The sequence below is a fragment of the Methylophilus methylotrophus DSM 46235 = ATCC 53528 genome, assembly GCF_000378225.1.
GTDB classification, from domain to species: domain Bacteria; phylum Pseudomonadota; class Gammaproteobacteria; order Burkholderiales; family Methylophilaceae; genus Methylophilus; species Methylophilus methylotrophus.
The window spans coordinates 244,266-263,418 of sequence record NZ_KB905141.1; the positions used below are offsets into that span (position 1 = coordinate 244,266).

General features: G+C 49.3%; 17 protein-coding genes. 10 read left to right on the forward strand and 7 right to left on the reverse strand.

What is annotated here, in order from left to right; translation table 11 throughout:
• Positions 1 to 74 precede the first annotated feature (74 nt).
• The 4 genes from F463_RS0101170 to F463_RS0101185 all read left to right on the forward strand — a co-directional run bounded on the left by F463_RS0101170 (position 75) and on the right by F463_RS0101185 (position 6,176).
• Entirely contained in the window at positions 75 to 1,877 is a 1,803-nt protein-coding gene (locus F463_RS0101170) for a pyrroloquinoline quinone-dependent dehydrogenase (RefSeq protein ID WP_018985206.1), read from the forward strand.
• Between the two features lie 198 nt (positions 1,878 to 2,075).
• On the forward strand, positions 2,076 to 3,023 hold the full coding sequence (gene msrP / locus F463_RS0101175; RefSeq protein ID WP_018985207.1) for a protein-methionine-sulfoxide reductase catalytic subunit MsrP: 948 nt from the start codon (positions 2,076 to 2,078) through the stop codon (positions 3,021 to 3,023).
• Between the two features lie 10 nt (positions 3,024 to 3,033).
• Positions 3,034 to 3,657: a protein-methionine-sulfoxide reductase heme-binding subunit MsrQ gene (locus tag F463_RS0101180; protein WP_018985208.1), complete on the forward strand. Its 624-nt coding sequence runs from the start codon at positions 3,034 to 3,036 to the stop codon at positions 3,655 to 3,657.
• 284 nt (positions 3,658 to 3,941) lie between these two features.
• Entirely contained in the window at positions 3,942 to 6,176 is a 2,235-nt protein-coding gene (locus tag F463_RS0101185; protein WP_081620772.1) for a putative bifunctional diguanylate cyclase/phosphodiesterase, read from the forward strand.
• On the opposite strand, the gene F463_RS0101190 is transcribed toward F463_RS0101185, so the two are convergent.
• The 7 genes from F463_RS0101190 to flhB are packed head-to-tail and all read right to left on the reverse strand — an operon-like array spanning position 6,173 to position 13,975.
• Entirely contained in the window at positions 6,173 to 7,042 is an 870-nt protein-coding gene (locus F463_RS0101190) for a flagellar motor protein MotB (protein ID WP_018985210.1), read from the reverse strand. The genes F463_RS0101185 and F463_RS0101190 overlap by 4 nt on opposite strands.
• Positions 7,042 to 7,794, reverse strand: coding sequence for a flagellar motor protein (locus tag F463_RS0101195; RefSeq protein WP_018985211.1), 753 nt, complete (start codon positions 7,792 to 7,794; stop codon positions 7,042 to 7,044). Before F463_RS0101195 ends, F463_RS0101190 begins: the two co-directional genes overlap by 1 nt.
• Positions 7,794 to 8,528, reverse strand: coding sequence for an RNA polymerase sigma factor FliA (locus tag F463_RS0101200; protein WP_018985212.1), 735 nt, complete (start codon positions 8,526 to 8,528; stop codon positions 7,794 to 7,796). The genes F463_RS0101195 and F463_RS0101200 overlap by 1 nt, the downstream gene beginning before the upstream one ends.
• 17 nt (positions 8,529 to 8,545) lie before the next feature.
• Positions 8,546 to 9,349: a MinD/ParA family ATP-binding protein gene (locus F463_RS0101205; RefSeq protein WP_018985213.1), complete on the reverse strand. Its 804-nt coding sequence runs from the start codon at positions 9,347 to 9,349 to the stop codon at positions 8,546 to 8,548.
• A 1-nt stretch (position 9,350) separates the two neighbouring features.
• A complete protein-coding gene (flhF, locus tag F463_RS0101210; protein WP_018985214.1) occupies positions 9,351 to 10,691 on the reverse strand; it encodes a flagellar biosynthesis GTPase FlhF in 1,341 nt (446 codons plus the stop codon).
• A 2-nt stretch (positions 10,692 to 10,693) separates the two neighbouring features.
• Positions 10,694 to 12,781: a flagellar biosynthesis protein FlhA gene (gene flhA, locus F463_RS0101215; protein ID WP_018985215.1), complete on the reverse strand. Its 2,088-nt coding sequence runs from the start codon at positions 12,779 to 12,781 to the stop codon at positions 10,694 to 10,696.
• Positions 12,782 to 12,802: 21 nt separating this feature from the next.
• Complete coding sequence (gene flhB / locus F463_RS0101220) at positions 12,803 to 13,975, reverse strand: flagellar biosynthesis protein FlhB (protein WP_018985216.1); 1,173 nt, start codon at positions 13,973 to 13,975, stop codon at positions 12,803 to 12,805.
• Between the two features lie 609 nt (positions 13,976 to 14,584).
• On the opposite strand from flhB, the gene flhD reads away from it, so the two are divergent.
• The 6 genes from flhD to F463_RS0101250 all read left to right on the forward strand — a co-directional run bounded on the left by flhD (position 14,585) and on the right by F463_RS0101250 (position 19,139).
• Positions 14,585 to 14,905, forward strand: coding sequence for a flagellar transcriptional regulator FlhD (gene flhD / locus F463_RS0101225; RefSeq protein WP_018985217.1), 321 nt, complete (start codon positions 14,585 to 14,587; stop codon positions 14,903 to 14,905).
• Between the two features lie 49 nt (positions 14,906 to 14,954).
• Positions 14,955 to 15,521: a flagellar transcriptional regulator FlhC gene (flhC, locus tag F463_RS0101230; protein ID WP_018985218.1), complete on the forward strand. Its 567-nt coding sequence runs from the start codon at positions 14,955 to 14,957 to the stop codon at positions 15,519 to 15,521.
• Positions 15,522 to 15,562: 41 nt separating this feature from the next.
• Positions 15,563 to 16,414 carry a class I SAM-dependent methyltransferase gene (locus F463_RS0101235; RefSeq protein WP_018985219.1) on the forward strand — a complete coding sequence of 284 codons (852 nt, stop codon included), beginning with the start codon at positions 15,563 to 15,565 and terminating at the stop codon, positions 16,412 to 16,414.
• Between the two features lie 255 nt (positions 16,415 to 16,669).
• Positions 16,670 to 17,530, forward strand: a complete 861-nt coding sequence (gene motA, locus F463_RS0101240; RefSeq protein WP_018985220.1) for a flagellar motor stator protein MotA — start codon at positions 16,670 to 16,672, stop codon at positions 17,528 to 17,530.
• Between the two features lie 27 nt (positions 17,531 to 17,557).
• The gene (gene motB, locus F463_RS0101245) at positions 17,558 to 18,490 is read left to right on the forward strand and encodes a flagellar motor protein MotB (protein ID WP_018985221.1); all 933 of its coding nucleotides are present in this window, start codon (positions 17,558 to 17,560) and stop codon (positions 18,488 to 18,490) included.
• Positions 18,491 to 18,596: 106 nt separating this feature from the next.
• The gene (locus F463_RS0101250; protein WP_018985222.1) at positions 18,597 to 19,139 is read left to right on the forward strand and encodes a hypothetical protein; all 543 of its coding nucleotides are present in this window, start codon (positions 18,597 to 18,599) and stop codon (positions 19,137 to 19,139) included.
• The last annotated feature ends 14 nt before the right edge of the window (positions 19,140 to 19,153 follow it).

Genomic DNA, 19,153 nt, shown 5'->3' on the forward strand with positions numbered 1-19,153 from the left:
AAGAGGTCGGTGAGCGTTTCAACAGGATCATCATAACGTGTATACTAACCTGTATAGTCTATGGGATGCATGATATGAAAACAGTCCTGAAAAACCTCCTGTTATCTGGTGTAGTTGCGGGCATCTCCTGTCTGCTATTCGCTTGCACGCATACAGCTAAACCTGTTGCCAATAGTGATAGCAATATTGACTGGCCAAGTTATGGTTTGAATCTGGAGTCACAACGTTTTTCCAGCCTGACACAAATCAATCAACACAACGTGGCGCAATTACAAGCGGCATGGTCGGTGGAAACCGGGATAAAAGCTACCTTTCAAGCCACACCTATTGTGGTGAATGGCATCATGTATGTCAGCTTGCCTTTTAACCATGTGTTGGCATTAGATGCCGCTACTGGCAAGCAATTATGGAAATACACGCATACACGCAAGGCTGAGTGGAACATGTGTTGCGGGCCAGCTAATAGGGGTGTTGCCGTCGCAGCAGGTAAGGTCTTTATAGGGACTGTCGATGCCAGACTGATCGCTTTGGATGCTGCAAGCGGTAAAAAGCTATGGGATATTGATGTTGCCGGAAGTCAGGTCAACACTGAGCACCAGGATGCATTGAACGGCAGCGATCCAAACAAAACCCGCAAAGTGACGGGCGGCACAGGCGTAGGCATTGCCATGGCGCCTGTGGTTTATCGGAATAAGGTGATCATCGGCATCACCGGTGTCGGCTATGGCCTGCATATTGATAATCCGCGCAGTGACGCTCCTCTTGGTGCCGTAATTGGTGTTACTGGCCGTTACGGCCGCCCCGGGTTCCTGGCGGCGTTTGATATCAACGATGGTCATCAGATTTGGCAGTTCGATACCATTCCGCAACAAGGTTGGGAAGGACAGTTTACAACGCAAACAGCCGATGGCAGCCAATTCGACCGAGATATTTCATCAGAAAAGGCTGCCTTGAATGAATACCCGGATGCGGCCCGTTTTGGCGGCGGTTCTGCCTGGAGTACCCCGGCGATTGATACTGTCACCCATACACTGTATTTTGGGACTGGCAACCCTTCGCCGCAAATGAATGATGTCTCCAGGCCTGGGGACAATCTTTATACCGTGTCATTAGTTGCCCTGGACACGGAGACAGGTCAATACAAATGGCACTACCAGCAAGTGCCACATGACTTATGGGGCTATGATCTAGCCAGTCCGCCAGTACTGTTTCATTATCATGGCCAAGGCAAAAGCGTCCCAGCCGTTGGCCAGGCAAGTAAAACAGGCTGGTTCTATATTCATGATAGAGCCACAGGTCGGTTTCTGGCTAAATCGGCCGCTTTTGTCCCACAGCATAATTTGTTCAAAAAGCCGAGTGCGGAGGGAACCGTTATATATCCGGGGATTCTTGGCGGTGCCAACTGGTCACCGGTTAGCTTGAATGAGCGCCAGCAAACCGTTTATGTGGCCGCCATGCACAGCCCGATCAAATATACCGTGCACGAAACTGAAGTAAAGGCAGGCGAAAAACCGATACGTTATGCCGCCAGCGAACCCACTAACGATGAACGCTGGGGGGTGTTAAGCGCGATTGACCTGCGTTCTGGTCAGATTGCCTGGCAACAAAAAACCAGCCAGCCATTGGTCGGTGGTGTACTGGCGACTGCAGGCGGTCTCTTGTTTTGCGGAGAAGGGGATGGCAAGTTTTCTGCCTATGACAGCCAGACCGGGCAACGGGTATGGCAATATCAATCTGAATACGGTGTGAATGCGCCGCCGATTACCTACCAAGTCAACGGTGAGCAGTATATTGCGGTGGTGAGCGGAGGTAACTCACTCTTTGGTTTTAAACAGGGCGACCGGATTTTAACCTTCAAACTGCCATCAAAACATTGATAGTACGGATCACAGAGTCAACATCGACAGTTGAAATAGTGTTAACAGATCCTGGCTTGAATATCATAACTTATTGGGCTCACGATGAGCCCTTTTTTCATTTGGCGTTAAACGCAGTGACGCCCTTGGGGAATCTGCTGTAAGGTTTCCGTGTCATATGCGACAAACATGCATCATCAATGATACACAGGAACCTTTATGCTACTGGATAACAATCGCCGTAATCCCAGCGGAATTTTACCCTCGGAAATCACGCCACAAGAAATGTTTGAACAGCGTCGTCAATTGCTGAAAGTAGCAGGTGTGGCTGCGATGAGTGTGTTATTTCCCACTCACCTGCAAGCTGCCCAAACCCTGGATTTCCAAAAAACCGCTTATGGCAAGGAAGAGAAGCTGACCAGCTTTGAGGATGTGACCGGCTACAACAATTATTATGAATTTGGCACAGGCAAGGAAGACCCGGCACGTGAGTCCACCTTGTTTAAACCCAGCCCTTGGGCAATCAAGATCGAAGGTGCTGTCAAGCAGGCCAAAACGATCAGCCTTGAACAGCTCATGAAGCTTGCGCCGTTGGAAGAGCGCATTTACCGCATGCGCTGTGTGGAGGCCTGGTCTATGGTCATTCCATGGCTGGGGTTGCCGCTTAAAGCCTTGATTGACTGGGCGCAGCCGACGGGCAATGCCAAATATATCGAATTTGTTTCCTATAACGACCCACGGCATATGCCCGGTGCCCGTATTCCTGTGCTGGATTGGCCCTATATTGAGGGGTTGCGCATGGACGAAGCCATGCAGCCATTGACCATCCTCGCGGTGGGTTTGTATGGCAAAGTCCTGCCCAATCAGAACGGTGCGCCGGTACGTCTTGTGGTGCCCTGGAAATACGGCTTTAAGGGCGCCAAGGCCATCAGTACGATTCGTTTTGTTGAACACATGCCCAATACCACCTGGATGAAGGCCAGCCCACGCGAGTATGGTTTTTATGCCAATGTCAATCCGTCGGTGGATCATCCGCGCTGGACACAGTCCTCTGAAAAGCGCATCGGTGCCGGGTTGTTTGCGGGTCGCATCAAAACCAGGATGTTCAATGGCTATGATGAAGTGGGCCAGTTATATGCGGGCATGGACTTGAAAAAGTATTTTTAGAGGTCCTTTCATGTTAACACTTCACAGGCTGTCCTTAAAAAAACCAACAGTCTTGATACGCCTGCTTAAAGCCATGATTTGGTTTGGTGCCAGCTTACCTATTTTGCGGTTGGTCATTCTGGGGGTGACAGAAAATCTTGGTGCCAATCCCATCGAGTTTATCGAGCGCTCTACGGGCACATGGGCATTGGTGTTTTTATTACTTTCGCTGATCATCACTCCCTTGCGGCATCTCACCGGACAGCCTTGGCTGATTGCAGTACGCCGTTTGCTGGGCTTGTGGATGTTTGCCTACGCCTGTCTGCATCTGACCAGCTATGTGTGGCTCGATTACCAGTTTGACTGGCCAGACATTGCCAAAGACATCTTCAAGCATCCTTATGTGCTGGTCGGTGCGTCTGCATTCCTGTTAACTTTGCCATTGGCCGCGACGTCCAATGAGAAAGCCATCAGGATGCTTAGACAACGCTGGAAAAGCCTCCACATGCTGGTATATCTGATCGGTGTGCTGGCACTGCTGCATTATTGGTGGTTGGTGAAAAAGGATGTCACCGAACCAGTGATATATAGCATTGTTTTCGCCATGTTGATGTTTGCAAGATGGCGACCTGGTATAAATAAAGCATCTAGTTAAACAAAGCTGAGGTCACTATTCTGGAGTAGTGTTTTGATCCCCTAGTTGGCGAATAGCACTTTCTGGATTATGCACATAATGTATAGAAAATATGAATGAGTGGATAGTCATTTTTCTTGACAGCACACGGCTTTTTGGACACATTATTGTAAATATACAAGAGCTCTTCTCAAGATGGGCTTATAACTAAAATTCCTCGGGGGTGTAGCATCTGAACAACCGACAGGCAGAGGGTGCCTATGTGTCGGCAGTTGGATTTTGCACTGCGGTTGTGAAAGTATGCGATGTCTACAGTAAATCTCGTGCCAAATGAAGTCGTTTTGGCAGGTCATGGCTTGAACCATTCATTTGAAAAATGGCGCTCACAAGTTGATTCTTTCGGTTTTTATATCGCAGTAGTCACTGACGACCATGGCCATTACCTCTCAGTACTCGCTAGTCATTCACCTGCATTGGAATGTGACCTTTGGACATGTTTGCCTTTGGTGGCACATGACCCGGTCAGGGCGATTTTATCCCCGCCCGCACCAGACATCAGGCATCGTACGTTGCACGTGGCATGTCATGATCATGAGAACCGCTGGCTGGAATGCTCTGCGCATTATTTTAAATCAGCGACAGGCGAGTCGCGCTGCTTGCTATTGATCCGCGAAACAACACATGACACTCAGTCTGCGACTGATTTCCAGCAGGAAAGATTACGTGCGATTGCTTATGAACGCATTAAATTTTCTCTGCTGGAACTGATTTTAAAAGAGCAGGATGCGCTCAGGATTTTAGAGAGAATCGTGCATGATATTGAGAGCATACACACAGAAGTGTATTGCGCGATTGTGCTAACGAGAAACCTGGGCAAGCTGGTGCAAACAGTGATTGCATCTTCGTTGCCGCACCCGATGTTGCAAACATTGCGCCAGCTGCAACTAGATAAGGGGAATGGTTCCCTTGCGACATCGATTGCGACAAAACAGCGCGTCGTTGTAGAAAATGTAATGACGCACCCGTACTGGCTCAATCACCGTGAAGCAGCCACGGCGTCTGGCATACAGGCGGGCTGGTCTGAACCTATTTTAAGCGCTGAAGGAGAGGTGCTAGGCGCGTTTGCCATGTATTATCGGCAACCCCAAACACCAACCGCGTTTGAGCTGTCCATGATAGAGCAGGCGGCAAAACTCGTGAGTATTGTCGTTGACCGCCATTTATCTCAAGAGTCTATCCAGAGCCTGGCTTACTATGAACCTGTCACAGGTTTACCCAATCGTAGAAAGGTGTATGAACACCTGCATCAATTACGCAAAGAGGCAACCCATGGCCAATGGGGAATGATTTATATCGACCTCGATCACTTTAAATGGGTGAATGAAGCGCATGGTCACACCACAGGAAACCAGCTATTGCATCAAGTTGCAGAGCGCTTGCAGAAGGCAGCTGAACCCCACTTCATCGCCTGCATGGGCGGAGACGAGTTCGTCGTGCTGTTATCTGGTCTTGCATCAGATGCTGACGAAGTTGCTGAGCAAATGTGGCACATGCAGCGCCAGTTGCAAAAAGTGTTTCAGCGCCTGTTCAAGATAGGGGCACAGAAACTGTCGATCACGGCGAGTATGGGTTTATGTAGTTTTAATGAAACTGGTCCTGGCGAGACAGACTATGTGAAAGCGGCCGATATTGCCATGCATAAAGCCAAGCAAGCCGGGCGCAATCAAGCCTGTCTGTATGAGCCTGGCATGCAAACCGAAATTGCAACCCAGGTCATGCTTGAGGCTGACTTGCGTGAAGCGATTGCCCAGCAACAACTACGCCTGTATTACCAAGTCCAGGTAGACCATACTGGGCGGCCATTTGGGGCAGAAGTATTGCTCAGGTGGCACCATCCCCAACGCGGTGTGATTTCCCCATCGGCCTTTATTTCGGTTGCCGAAAACAGTGGCCTCATTGTGGAAATGGGTCACTGGGTAATTGACCAGGCTTGTGCGCAGATTGCATATTGGCAGCAATCTCTAAATACCCGGGAACTGAGCTTATCGGTGAATATCAGTGCCCGCCAGTTCCGTCAGGCCGACTTCGTAGACATGGTCAAAGCCTGTATCCAGCGCCACCAGATTAATCCGAATGCATTACGTCTGGAGTTAACAGAAAGCCTGTTGCTGGAGAACGTAGACGATGCCGTGTTGATTATGGAAGAACTTAGTCAGCTGGGCATACAATTTTCATTAGACGATTTTGGGACGGGATATTCTTCGCTACAATATTTGAAGAAGCTACCGCTGTACCAGCTTAAAATCGACCGTTCGTTTGTGCATGACCTCGTCACTGACAGTCACGACCGCACCATTGTGCGTACAATTATTGCGATGGCACAAAGCATGTACCTCAATGTGATTGCCGAAGGTGTTGAGACGCAAGCACAGTTGGAGTTGTTATCGAATAACGGTTGTCGTCGTTATCAAGGCTTTTTATTTGGCAAACCGATGCCGATAGAAGCCTTTAACGAATGGCTGGGAGAGAGACTGACTTAAGGCGTAGCTTGCGCTGGCAAAATTGGTGGCTCAGTTTCAGGCAAGGTCGGGGAGGTCAGTATCGCTGGCTGTATCTCTTGCCTGTTCGCGATATTGCTGCTCTGCTGTGTGCTACTTTCTGCCGTTAAAATCCGTAGGGTAATGCGGCTGTTCAGCGCCTGGGCAAACTCGTTGTCACTGCTTGAAACCGGCTTGGTTTCTGCCATGCCAGTTGCGGATAGCCATTTGCTGGCAATGCCTTGCCCCGCAAGGCTAGCGGTCACATGTGCAGCTTGCGCTGCGCTCAGTTCCCAACGCTTGGTTTCTGCATCTACCTGACCATTAAACAAATGCCTGTCGCAGTGACCTTCTACCTGTATGGTGCGATACTCGTTTTTTAATTGGCTACTGGCAGCATTCAATACCGCCAGCGCCTGGGGTGTATAGGTGGCCTGGAGACTATTAAACAGCAGACTGCTTTGTATATCCACCTCTATTCCAAGATCGGACTGATACACCGCAATCAACTTCTGCTCAATCCAAGGGGTGAGCGTGTTTGCTAGTTGCTGACCAATCGCATGAACCTTTTCCTGGTCACGCTGTTTTTTTTCCTGGTACAAATAACTTAAAGGCAGCGGTTTAAGCACAGAGCTCTGATTCTGCAAGCTGGTTTGTGTTTGCGCATCGAGTGTGGTGACCTGGCCCGGCTTGCCTTGAAAAGCCGTCACCACCGCGTCAGAAAGCGCACGGTATTTATTCAGGTTGATGGTAGAGGTGGCATACATCACCACAAAAAAAGCAAACAGCAGGGTAATAAAATCGGCATAGGAGATCAGCCAGCGTTCGTGGCTTTCTTCCTCATCGTCCCATTGTTTGCGTCTGTACATTAGGATCCCCGCAGATGCAGGTATGATTCAAGACGCTCACTGACCAGTTTTGGGTTGTCGCCACGGGCGATGGAAACCCAAGCGTTCAGCAACATTTCGCGGCGCGACATTTCATGCTGAATATGGCCTTTGAGTTTGTTTGAAATGGGCAGGAAAACGAGGTTTGCCAAGGCAACCCCATAAATGGTGGCTACGAATGCAACGGCAATGCCGCTCCCGATTTTTGCCGGATCAGAAAGGTTTTCCATGACATGGATCAGTCCCAGTACCGCGCCGAGGATGCCGACAGTAGGGGCATAACCACCGGCCGCAGACCAGATCTTGGCGGCTTCACGCTCTTGCATCTCATAATAATACATATCAATGGCGCAGACTTCACGGATACGGTCAGCAGGGGTGCCATCGACCAGGAGCTGTAATCCCTTGCGTACAAATGGATCTTGCTCTCGCTTGATATAATTTTCCAGTGACAGCACGCTCTCCTTTCGGGCTTGCTGGCTCCATTGGTTGATTTTGATAGCGAGCTTTTTCCGGTCATCCTGGGGATGCACAAAGACCAGGCGTAGCATGCGCAGGCCTTTGATAAATAACTTGAGCTCGGTTTGCAGTAATACGGCACCTGCGGTGCCCAACATCACCACCGCAAACGCTGCCGGCTGCATCAATGAGTTAAGGTGGCCACCATCAATCACCTGGCCCAGTACCAAACCGGAAAGGGCAATCAGGAGGCCGGCCAGGCTACCCCAATCCATCAGGCAACTCCGGTCCAGGCCCTGTCGCGCATGGAGGCACGCAAGCGTGCGACCGCCTGGCTATGCAGCTGGCATACGCGGGATTCGGACACATTCATGATTGCGCCGATTTCCTTCAGGTTCAGTTCCTGTTCGTAATACAAGCCCATCAACATTTTTTCGCGCTCTGGCAAATGTTCAATCGAGTCAATCAAGGCTTCGCGGAAATCGCTTTCCAGCAAGGCTTTCACCGGATCACTGCTATCGTCATCGACGTAACGGTCCAGAAAATGTTCGCCGCCGTCGTCATCCTGAAAATCTTCATAATAAATCAGCTGGTGACCCTGGCAATCGCTCAGCACATCATAGTAGTCTTCGAGGCTGAAGTTCATGTGCTTGGCAATTTCTGATTCAGTCGGTGGCCGCCCCAGCTTTTGTTCCAGTTGCTGTACGGCCACTTCGATATCACGCATGCTTTTACGGATGCCGCGTGGCAACCAGTCTGCACCGCGCAATTCATCGAGCATGGCACCGCGCACACGCTGTGAAGCATAGGTTTCAAACTGTGCACCATGCGTATCTTCGTAACGCTGGATGGCATCCATCAGGCCTATCATGCCAGCTTGAACCAAATCATCTAGCTCAACACAGGAGGGCAGTTTGGCTTTTAGCTGGTAAGCCATTTTTTTGACCAGGCCGCTATGCTGTTTGAGCATCTGGTCGGTATTGTGAGTTGTGCCTTTAGCGGTATACATGTTTTTCCTCTTCTACGTCAGGCAACTGCCATTGAAGGCATGGTGTTACGTTGCTTTTCGAGACGATGTGCCACTGATTTAAAAGCCAATGCTGTCTGGCCTGGTTTGTGAGTATTAGGTAAGGCATTGTCAGCCCTGTGGCCTGACATTGTTGACGCTGGTCTGGTTTCATCGGTCGGTATCGCACCAAGAAACTCAAGCGTCACGCCCAGGAACTGTTTGCAAACCTGATTCAAACGCATAAAGTATTGTTGGCCTTGATCATGACTCGCACCAGTGACGACGACGCTCAACGGGACGTCACCATGCTGCTGGCTGATATGTTTAATGGTCACATAAGCCGCTTTGATGGCGGTATCGCTTCTGTCCATTTGAATCACCAGTTCATGCTCGGCGCTGACTGGCAATGTCAGGTCATACGCTTGTGTATCCAGCTGTGTCTCAATCATGACGGTATCGTAGTCATATGCAAGTTGTCTCACTATACCGTCTAGTTGTGTTTTTAAATCTTGTGATAAAGGCGAGGTTAACAGGTCATTTTCAGCCAAACAGCTCAGATCATATCCTTGCGGATGTTTAATAATTCCACGTTTGATAGCGCTGTTATTGGCTGCAATGGCCTGTAAAGAGTAGGGCGTTGCAGGCTGGCGATGGGCATGAATCAACAGCAAACGCTGTTCTGGCATCAGCATGCTCATGGCCAGGTTGCGGATCCATGAAGTCGCAGGCTGACCATTGGCACCAATCACACTAATGATACGGGCTGAGGACTTGGCCATGATCCGGCGCAAACCATCTGCTTGGTCACGGTAATTAAACATGCTAGTGCTCCTGTGCGGCCGTTTGCATCATGCTGGATATCACCAGGGGTAACTCTTCATCCAGGTATTGATAAGGCAGGCTGGCCTGATGTGGTGTCAGCACGCGTTCTACCAGTGCCTGTTTGTCTGCCACTTCGATATCCTCAGGCACGCGCTGGCCGCTGGTGGTATAGAACAGGCGCTTCCGTTCGCGAATCAGCACGTCCAACACATTGCCGATGGCAGCGGCTTCATCCAGTTTGGTGACGATACAGCCAGCAATGTCATGTTTTTTGTAGCTACGCATCACATCAGTCAAGGTGTCGCCTGTGGAGGTTGCATTCAGACACAACAGTTTCTGGATCGGCGAGTCGGCGCGGCTCAACATCGAGAGCTGCTCAGTCACTGCCTGATCACGCTGACTGACGCCCACAGTGTCTACCAGGATCATGTGCTTGTTTTTCAATTCATTCAGGGCAATTTTCAGGTCCTCTTCGTCTTTGACGGCATGTACCATGACACCCAGGATCTTGCCGTAGATACGCAGTTGCTCGTAACCACCAATCCGGTAGCTGTCTGTCGTGATCAGCCCCAGGTTTTGCGTACCATGTTTCATCACATAACGGGCGGCCAGTTTGGCGGTGGTGGTTGTTTTACCCACACCGGTTGGGCCCACCAGGGCGTAAATGCCGCCACGGTCCAGCAGTGCGTCTTCATCGTCCAGCGTATGCAGGTTGCGGGTGATCACTTCTTTCGCCCACATTGGAGCCTTGTTCACATCAATATGGTTAGGCATTTTTTCGGCAATCTGGCGCGACAGTGCAGCACTGAAACTGGCAGAGAGCAGGGTGCTCAGCACCTTGGATTTGGCCGGGCTGTGTTGCAAATGGTGTTGCCAGGTCATGGCACTCATCTGGGTTTCAAAATGGCTGCGCATTTGGCGCATTTCCTGCATCATGCCCATCATTTTTTCTTCCAGTGTTTGTGTGGCTACCTGGTAAGCCTGTTCCTGCTGTTCATTGTGCTGTTTCAGCATATCCATAATGGCTGATTCTTGTACTGCTGCTTCTTCAGCGGCTTGGGCATTCGCGGGCATGGCAGGCGCAGCGGTTGCTTGAGGCGCTGCCTGGCGAGGCTGATCCTTGGCAGTCACAAAGTCGAGCAGACTACGACTGTTATCCATCGATGTTGCTACTGCGGACTGGCCAGAGGTAGTCGCAATATCGGTTTCCAGCATCGCCATGATTTCGGTACCACCGTTTACACTGCGGTTCGCGACAATAATGGCATCATCACCTAATGCTTGCTTGACTTGCGCCAGGGCTTCACGTGCATTTTTGCCAAAAAATCTTCTGATATTCATAATTATTGCGCTCCGATTAAACTGGTGACACGAATGGATTTGTTGTCTGGCAGCTCGTCATGTGACAACACTCTGAGATGCGGGACGGTTCTTCTTAAAAATCTGGATAAAGCCTGGCGTAGCGGGGCAGCCACCAGTAATACCGGCGTCAGGCCCATTTGCTCTTGTTGTCTGGCTGCCACTTCTGTCTGTTGTGACAGTCTCTCGGCAATGCCAGGTTCAATCACACTTTGGCTGGACTGATTGTTTTGCAGGGCTTGCAGCAACATTTTCTCAAGCTGTCCATCCAACGTCATGGCGGTAATTTCATTGCTGTATGGGAACAGGTCTTGCACAATGGCGCGGCCGAGCTTGATACGCACCATGGCGGTCAGGTCGTTGGCATCCTGCGTATATTGTGCATGGTCTGCAATCGTTTCCAGAATCGAGCGCATATCGCGAATATGCACCCCCTCGTTGAGCAGGTTTTGCAATACTTTCTGCAAGCTGGAGAGGGTGATCATTTTGGGGACGATTTCCTCAATCAGTTTGCTGGAATCCTTGCCTAAATGATCTAACAGTTGTTGCACTTCCTGGCGCCCCAGCAGTTCACCGGCATTCAGTGAAATGATATGGTTCAGGTGGGTGGCAATCACAGTGCCAGCATCTACCACCGTATAGCCCAGGCTTTGCGCATATTCTTTGCGGTCAGGCTCAATCCATACTGCTGGCAGGCCAAAAGCCGGGTCTGTGGTTTTGGCACCGTCGAGCTCGCCGGTCACGGCGCCTGGATCAATCGCCAGCATCTGGCTGAAGTTGGATTCGCCCGTGGCCATTTCCACGCCCTTCATCGTGATGCGGTATGCATTCGGCTTGAGTGTCAGGTTGTCGCGGATATGCACTGTCGGCGCCAAAAAGCCGATTTCCTGTGCGAATTTCTTGCGGATACCTTTAATACGCTTGAGCAGCTCGCCCCCCTGGCCTTTGTCAACCAGTGGAATAAGACGATAACCAACTTCGAGTCCAATCGTATCTACAGGCAGCACATCGTTCCAGGTCGCTTCTTCGGCTTCACTGGCTGGGGCCAGCTTGTCTTCTGCTTTCGGCTCCAGAATAGCCTCTTGTTTGGCTTTTTCCTGTTTTTGCTTGACAGAATAGGCCATGCCACCGAGTAAGCCACCTAAGGCAAGGAACGCCAGGTGAGGCATGCCTGGAATCAGGCCGATACCGCCGATGATGCCCGCAGTGATGGTCAAGACGCGTGGATTCTCAAACAACTGTGTAATCAACTGGCCGCCGATATCTTCATTGTTGGCAACACGGGAGACCACCACACCGGCAGCGATAGAAATCACCAGGGATGGAATCTGGGCCACCAGGCCGTCGCCAATTGCCAGCAAGGTATAGTTTTTAACTGAATCACCAAAACTCAGGTCATGCTGCACCATGCCCACAATCAACCCGCCAACGATATTGATAATAATGATCAGGATACCGGCAATGGCATCACCACGTACGTATTTACTGGCACCGTCCATGGCGCCGTAGAATTCGGATTCCTGGCCCACTTCTTTACGGCGGCGGCGGGCTTCATCTTCGCCAATCAGGCCAGCATTCAGGTCAGCGTCAATCGCCATTTGTTTACCTGGCATCGCGTCCAAGGTAAAACGTGCGCCCACTTCAGCAATACGGCCCGCACCCTTGGTGATGACGGTGAAGTTGATAATGGTCAAAATTACGAATACCACAATACCCACCGCATAGTTACCGCCAATCAGAAAGTGGCCGAAAGCTTCAATCACTTTACCTGCAGCATCAGGGCCGGCATGGCCTTCAGTTAACACTACACGGGTAGAGGCTACGTTCAATGCCAGGCGCAGCATGGTGGTCATCAGCAACACGGTAGGGAAGGCGATAAAGTCCAGTGGCTTGGTGGTTTGCAGGCCTATCATCAGGACCAGGATAGACAGCGCAATATTAAAGGTGAAGAACACATCGAGCATGATGGCCGGTAACGGCAGGATCATCATGGCCAGCAGCAATACAATAATGAGTGGTGCAGCGATTGCTCGTCCGTCCATTTTCCCCATCCATTGTTGCCAGTTATTCATCTTAAACTCCTAAACCTTCAATTACTCAATCTCAGCCGCAGTTGCAGGCGCGGCATTTAGTGCATGTGGATCCAATGCATCCGGTACTGGTACATTAGCCGGCATGACCGGACGCACACCACCATGCTGATTGAATACACGCAGTTGAAATACATAAGCCAGAATTTCAGCCACTGCTGAATACAAAGTCTGTGGAATCTCACGCTCCAATTCGGCATGGGCGTACAAGGCACGTGCCAGTTTTGGGGATTCCAAGGTCATGACTTGATGTTCAGCAGCAATTTCCTTGATTTTTTGGGCAATCACATCCGCCCCTTTGGCCACCACGATAGGGGCGCCGTTTTCACCTTCTTTATAACGTATCGCGACCGCGTAGTGGGTTGGGTTGGTAATCACCACATCCGCCTGGGGTACGTTACTCATCATTCTTCTGCGGGCCATCTCGCGTTGTTGCTGGCGAATACGGCCTTTAATCTCTGGACTACCTTCAGACTCTTTCGCTTCGTCCTTCAACTCCTGTTTGGTCATTTTGTGTTTCTGCGCATATTGATAAAGCTGGTAGGGCACATCAATCACTGCAATGAGCACTAATGCAGAAGCAATGGTCAGGAATCCGGTGACCATATAATCACTCACGGTGCTGATACTGGCTTCCAACGGCATTTGCGACAACCCCAACATCGGTTGCAAATCTTTCTTGACGATCGCGTAGCCCACCGAGGCGACCAGCACTGTTTTGGCAATCGATTTCACTAATTCAACCAGTGAGTTCTTGGAGAACAGGTTAGCCAGTCCCTTCATCGGGTTCAGCTTGCCAAAGTTAGGCACCACAGACTTCTGTGACATTACCCAGCCGCCGACCAGAATAGGGGCAGCCACTGCCACAGAAACAATAATCACTGCCAGTGGTAGAAAAGCCCACATCGCCTGCTCAATCACTTTCACCATATGTACGATCAACAGCTGCGGTTCAAATGCCATAGCCCGGTCTATGCTCAGGCCTTGCCGCAATACATTCTTCATGGCATCCCCCATGGGGCGGCTCAACATCATGATCGCCATGCCACTGGTAAACAGCACAGCACACGCAGCCAATTCGCGCGACCGGGGAACATCGCCGTCTTCGCGTGCCTTCTCCAATCGCTTGGGGGACGCGTCTTCGGTTTTTTCCATATCGCTGTCTTCAGCTGCCATGTCCTAAACTCTTTCGTTTCACGGATACAACACAGGTTGCATTTCTTGAGAGTGATTATTGGACAGAAAAGCGTATTTTTATAATCGGAATAAAAGGACTTATTGACCGCTTTCTATCAGTTACATTGCTTTAAATGTTAATGAGTGCAAAGTTAAAAATTATTTTTACTTTTAAAACAATGATTTATGAAATTTTTGAGATTTTTTTATAGTCTGACCCTAAAGTTTTAGTTCGTGCTGTCGATAACCGGGATAGGGCAAAATGGATTGATGAAAGAGAAAAGACAAACTAAAGCAAACAAAAAACAGTTGTTTACGGAATACCACCGGAAAACTTTAATTATTTTTTGAATTGGAAAGGACAAGATACTGGGAAGATAGTCATACTTTTATTGCATTTTAACTTTAAATATAAATCATAACTTATTGATATTTATAGTTATGAGAGTAGCCACGTAAGCGTTTGTAAGACAAACACCTACGTGGCCGTTTTCGTCTGTCTTACAAAAGAAACCGACAAAGCCTGCTTGTTGCAGTTCATGATTGCGCGCAAAGTACGCCTAACGCTCAGGCGTACTTAAATCAACGCTAAAAAACGGAGAAAAGATCATGAACATGCAAAACGATTTACTCGCTGAAATCAAGGATGCCAACCTGAACTACCTGATGTTGGCACAACAACTGATCCGCGCTGACAAAGCCACTGCCATCTTCCGTCTTGGTATCAATAAGGAAATTGCAGACTTGTTGGAAAACCTGACTAACTTGCAACTCCTCAAACTCTGTAACACCAATATGTTGCTGACTCGCTTCCGTTTTGATGATAGCGAAATCCTGGGCATGTTGACCAGCTATGCCAAAGACCCAGCCCAAGCGCACTTGCACACAGCAGTATTGATGTCTGCCCAGGCTGCAGAATCTACTATATAACGGTTTTCCCGTTTCCATCTGACGATTAGAAATAGAAAAGAGGGTTATCATGCAAAAGAAGAGTGTAGTCAACGAGGCTGAACAAATTCAACTGGCCATGCAAATGATTGAACTGGGCGCACGCCTGCAACTGCTGGAATCACAAACCACTTTGTCACGTGAGCGTTTGATCAAGCTGTACAAAGAGATGAAAGGCGTTTCTCCACCTAAAGGCATGTTGCCATTCTCTACTGACTGGTTTTTGACCTGGCAGCCTAATATCCACTCTTCAATTTTCTATAACATTTACCGCTTTATGGTGGAGTACGCTGGCGTAGACGGTATCCAGGCCATCATTAAAGCCTATACCCTGTATATGCAGCAAGTGCAAAATCCTGATCCAGCCCAACAAGACGAACCAGTATTATCACTGACCCGAGCCTGGACCCTGGTACGCTTTATTGAAAGCAAAATGCTGACAACCAAAGTCTGTCATTGCTGTGGCGGTCAATACATCGTCAACAGCTACGACCTGAACCAGAACTATGTATGTAACCTGTGCCACGTTCCTTCACGTGCCGGCAAAACCAAAAAAGCCAAAGAGCTCAGCTACAAACTGGTTTCCATGACTGCTTAAGTAGTGAGCAAGTGATGATTCCTGCGAAATGAAGGATTAGCATGCACTCAGTAAAACTCTCGGCAGAGGCGTTACCATCCCAAGCATGGATGCAGCGTCTCTTGCCAAAAAGATTATGGGCGCAGGCCTTGCTTATCCAGTGTGTGAGTATGCTGTTGTTGACGAGCCTCGCGGGCAGCGTCATCAACAGCGTATTTGCGTTTGAGTTGCATAGCCTGGGGATTCCGCTGGATTCCCTCTGGTTCTGGCTGTTGTCGCATATATGCATGGTCAGCCTGCTGGCAAAATTAGCCGGCATGCCGGTGTGGTGGCGCTGGATCAATGTCATTTTCCCGTTGGCCGTCGTGTTCATGCAGCAGGTCGCATTGCCTGCTGGTGTGTATTTTGCCGGGTTTATCATGACCCTGGCGCTTTACTGGTCAGTGTATAACACCCGCGTTCCCTTTTACCCCTCTTTTCCGTCCACCTGGCGTGCCATGCACCGTATCTTGGAACAACATGCGGATGATCACTCACTGAAAGTGCTGGATATTGGTAGTGGCATCGGCGATATTGCCATGTTTCTCGCCAAACAGCGTATTCACGATGATGTCTCAGGCATAGAGATTGCACCATTACCATGGGCCATCAGTGCTGTAAGGGCTATTTTCTCAGGTACCAGTGTCAAATTTACGTTGGGTGACTACCGCCAACTGGATTTTGCGAAATTCGACGTGGTCTTCGCCTATCTTTCGCCTGCGGTCATGAATGACGTCTGGCAAAAAGTACAACAAGAGATGCAGCCAGGCAGTTTGTTTGTCAGTTCTGAGTTCCCAGTGCCTGATGTTCATGCAAGTCGAATCATTTATCCCGCCGTCAACGCACCGGCCTTGTACGTCTATCAAATAGGCTAATATCCTTGTAGCACCAGCCAACAAAGGCCACGATATTTTGAGTGGTTTCGCCATCCATCTTTTCCTAGCAATATCGCATTAATAATATTGTGTATTTTTGCTTCCATATTTTTTCTGTCAATTTTAATTTCACCCCTGCGACCTGCGTTCACTTAGCCAACCAATTTGGCTAGCTAAATCCCTTTTATTTGGAAAAATGAATTTCATGCCAGGTTGATATGCTGTCCATATTAAATGCTAAAAGCGGAGTAAAGCATGTTTGTCATCATTGGATACGTAGTCGTTTGTGGCATGATTTTTGGGGGTTATGCGCTGGCCGGCGGTCACTTGGGCGCATTATGGCAACCGCTGGAGGTCATGATGATTTTCGGTGGTGCGTTTGGTGCCTTTATTGTCGGTAATGATAGTAAAGCGATCAAGGCAACCATGAAATCAATACCAACCTTGTTCAAAGGTTCCAAATACAACAAACAGCTTTATATGGATTTGCTAGCCTTGCTGTTTGAAATCCTGACCAAAATCCGCAAGGATGGGCTGATGTCGATTGAAAAAGACATTGAGGATCCTGAATCCAGTGCCTTGTTCAGTAAATATCCAACCATTCAGCACGATCACCACTTGATCGAGTTTATCTGCGACTACCTGCGTTTGATGGTGTCTGGCAATATGGATGCCTTTCAGGTCGAGAACCTGATGGATAACGAACTGGAAACGCACCATATGGAAGGCCATGTGCCCGCGCATTGTATTGCCAAACTGGGTGACGGTTTGCCAGCGTTTGGTATCGTGGCTGCCGTGATGGGTGTGGTCCACACCATGGAAAACGTGGCGTTGCCACCCGCTGAGCTAGGGATCCTGATTGCCCATGCGCTGGTAGGGACTTTCCTCGGTATTTTACTGGCATATGGTTTTATTGGTCCCTTGTCCGGTTTGCTGGAACAGAAGCTGGAAGAGTCCAGCAAGAGTTTCCAGACCGTTAAAGTCGTATTACTGGCCAGCCTCAATGGTTATGCGCCACCGATTGCAGTGGAATTCGGCCGCAAAGTATTGTACTCAACCGAGCGCCCTGGCTTTACCGAGCTTGAAGAGCACGTCAAACAGACCAAATCCAAGTAATCACATCAAGACCGCCAGGAGAGCGTCATGGCTGAAGAACGTATTGCCCCGATTATCGTTAAAAAGATCAAAAAGAACGGCGGCGGCCATCACGGTGGTGCATGGAAAATTGCCTACGCTGACTTTGTGACAGCGATGATGGCGTTTTTCTTGCTAATGTGGCTGCTAGGCTCAACTTCCAAAGCGCAAAAAGAGGGCATTGCTGAGTACTTTCAAACGCCTTTGCATATGGTACTCATGGGACCGTCACTGGGCCAGAGTGACTCGGCATTGAAAAATACCGGCGGTAAGGATGTCACCAAGAAACAAGGCCAGGTGAAACCGGTAGAAGGCGATCCGGGTAAACTCAAGACAGTGAAGCTTGAGGACGTTAAAGAAGCATTAAAGCAAGCCGAAAAAGTCAAACTGGAAGCACTCAAGGCCAAAATTGAGCAGGCGATTGAAGATAACCCGACGCTGCAACAGTTCAAGTCCCAACTCAAGCTGGATATCACCAGTGAAGGCTTGCGCGTACAGATCATTGATGAGCAGAACCGGCCCATGTTTGAAAACGCCAAAGCTGAATTACAGCCCTACGCCAAAACAATTTTGCGTGAAATTGGCAAAACCCTGAATGGGGTAGATAACAAAATCAGCCTGTCTGGCCACACCGATGCTACGGCTTATGCGCGTGGCGACCAAGGCTACAGCAACTGGGAATTATCTGCGGACCGCGCCAATGCCTCACGACGCGAACTGATTGCGGGCGGCATGGATGAAACCAAACTCATGAGGGTAGTGGGCCTGGGTTCAGCCATTATGATGGATAAGGAAAATCCGTTTAACCCGATTAATCGGCGTATCAGCCTCATCGTCATGAACAAAGAAACCGAAGAGGACTTGCTCAAGGATAACGAACAGATTTCTGTGAGTGAACAGGATAAATCGCAGGTGGAAGCACTGCAGAAAAAACCGGAATAGTCTGTGCAATAGAACATGGCTAGCCGTTACGTACAAGAAATGAATCATTTTTACATGGTTTATTTCTTGATTGAAAACCAGGGGAATCAGGCAAGATAGGACCACTATGAAAACATTGCCCATAGAAGAACTACGAGAATTACTGGCCGCGGTCTCGCGTCATGGGGACTGGCATTTGCTCGAGATCGAAACCGATCTGCAGCAAACAACCTTTTTGCTCAATGAAGCGATCGAAAAATTGAGTGCCAGTTTTATGACGGTATATGCCCAATTGCTGGAGCAGCAATCTGCCTTAAAACTGTTGGCCGATGCCGGTAAATTGCAGCCGGAAGAAATGCAGCAATTGCGGGTGTTCCAGGACAATATTGGCCAGGAAGTGAACAAAGTGGTCACCGGCATGCAGTTTCAAGACATGACCAACCAGTTGTTACAGCGCACTATTAACCGCGTGAACGGGTTGAAGGAATTATTACATGAGCTTTCCAGCCATCAGTTTCCGATGGCGGCAGAGGACGAGCATGAAGAAATCAGGAATTTCATCATGCAGCTCAACCAGAATTTTGATCAGGGTAGCCAGCATCTGACCGGCAATTTACGCAAGTCGGTCAACCAGCAGGATTTGGCTACCGGTGACATCGATTTATTTTAATCACAATGGCGTTA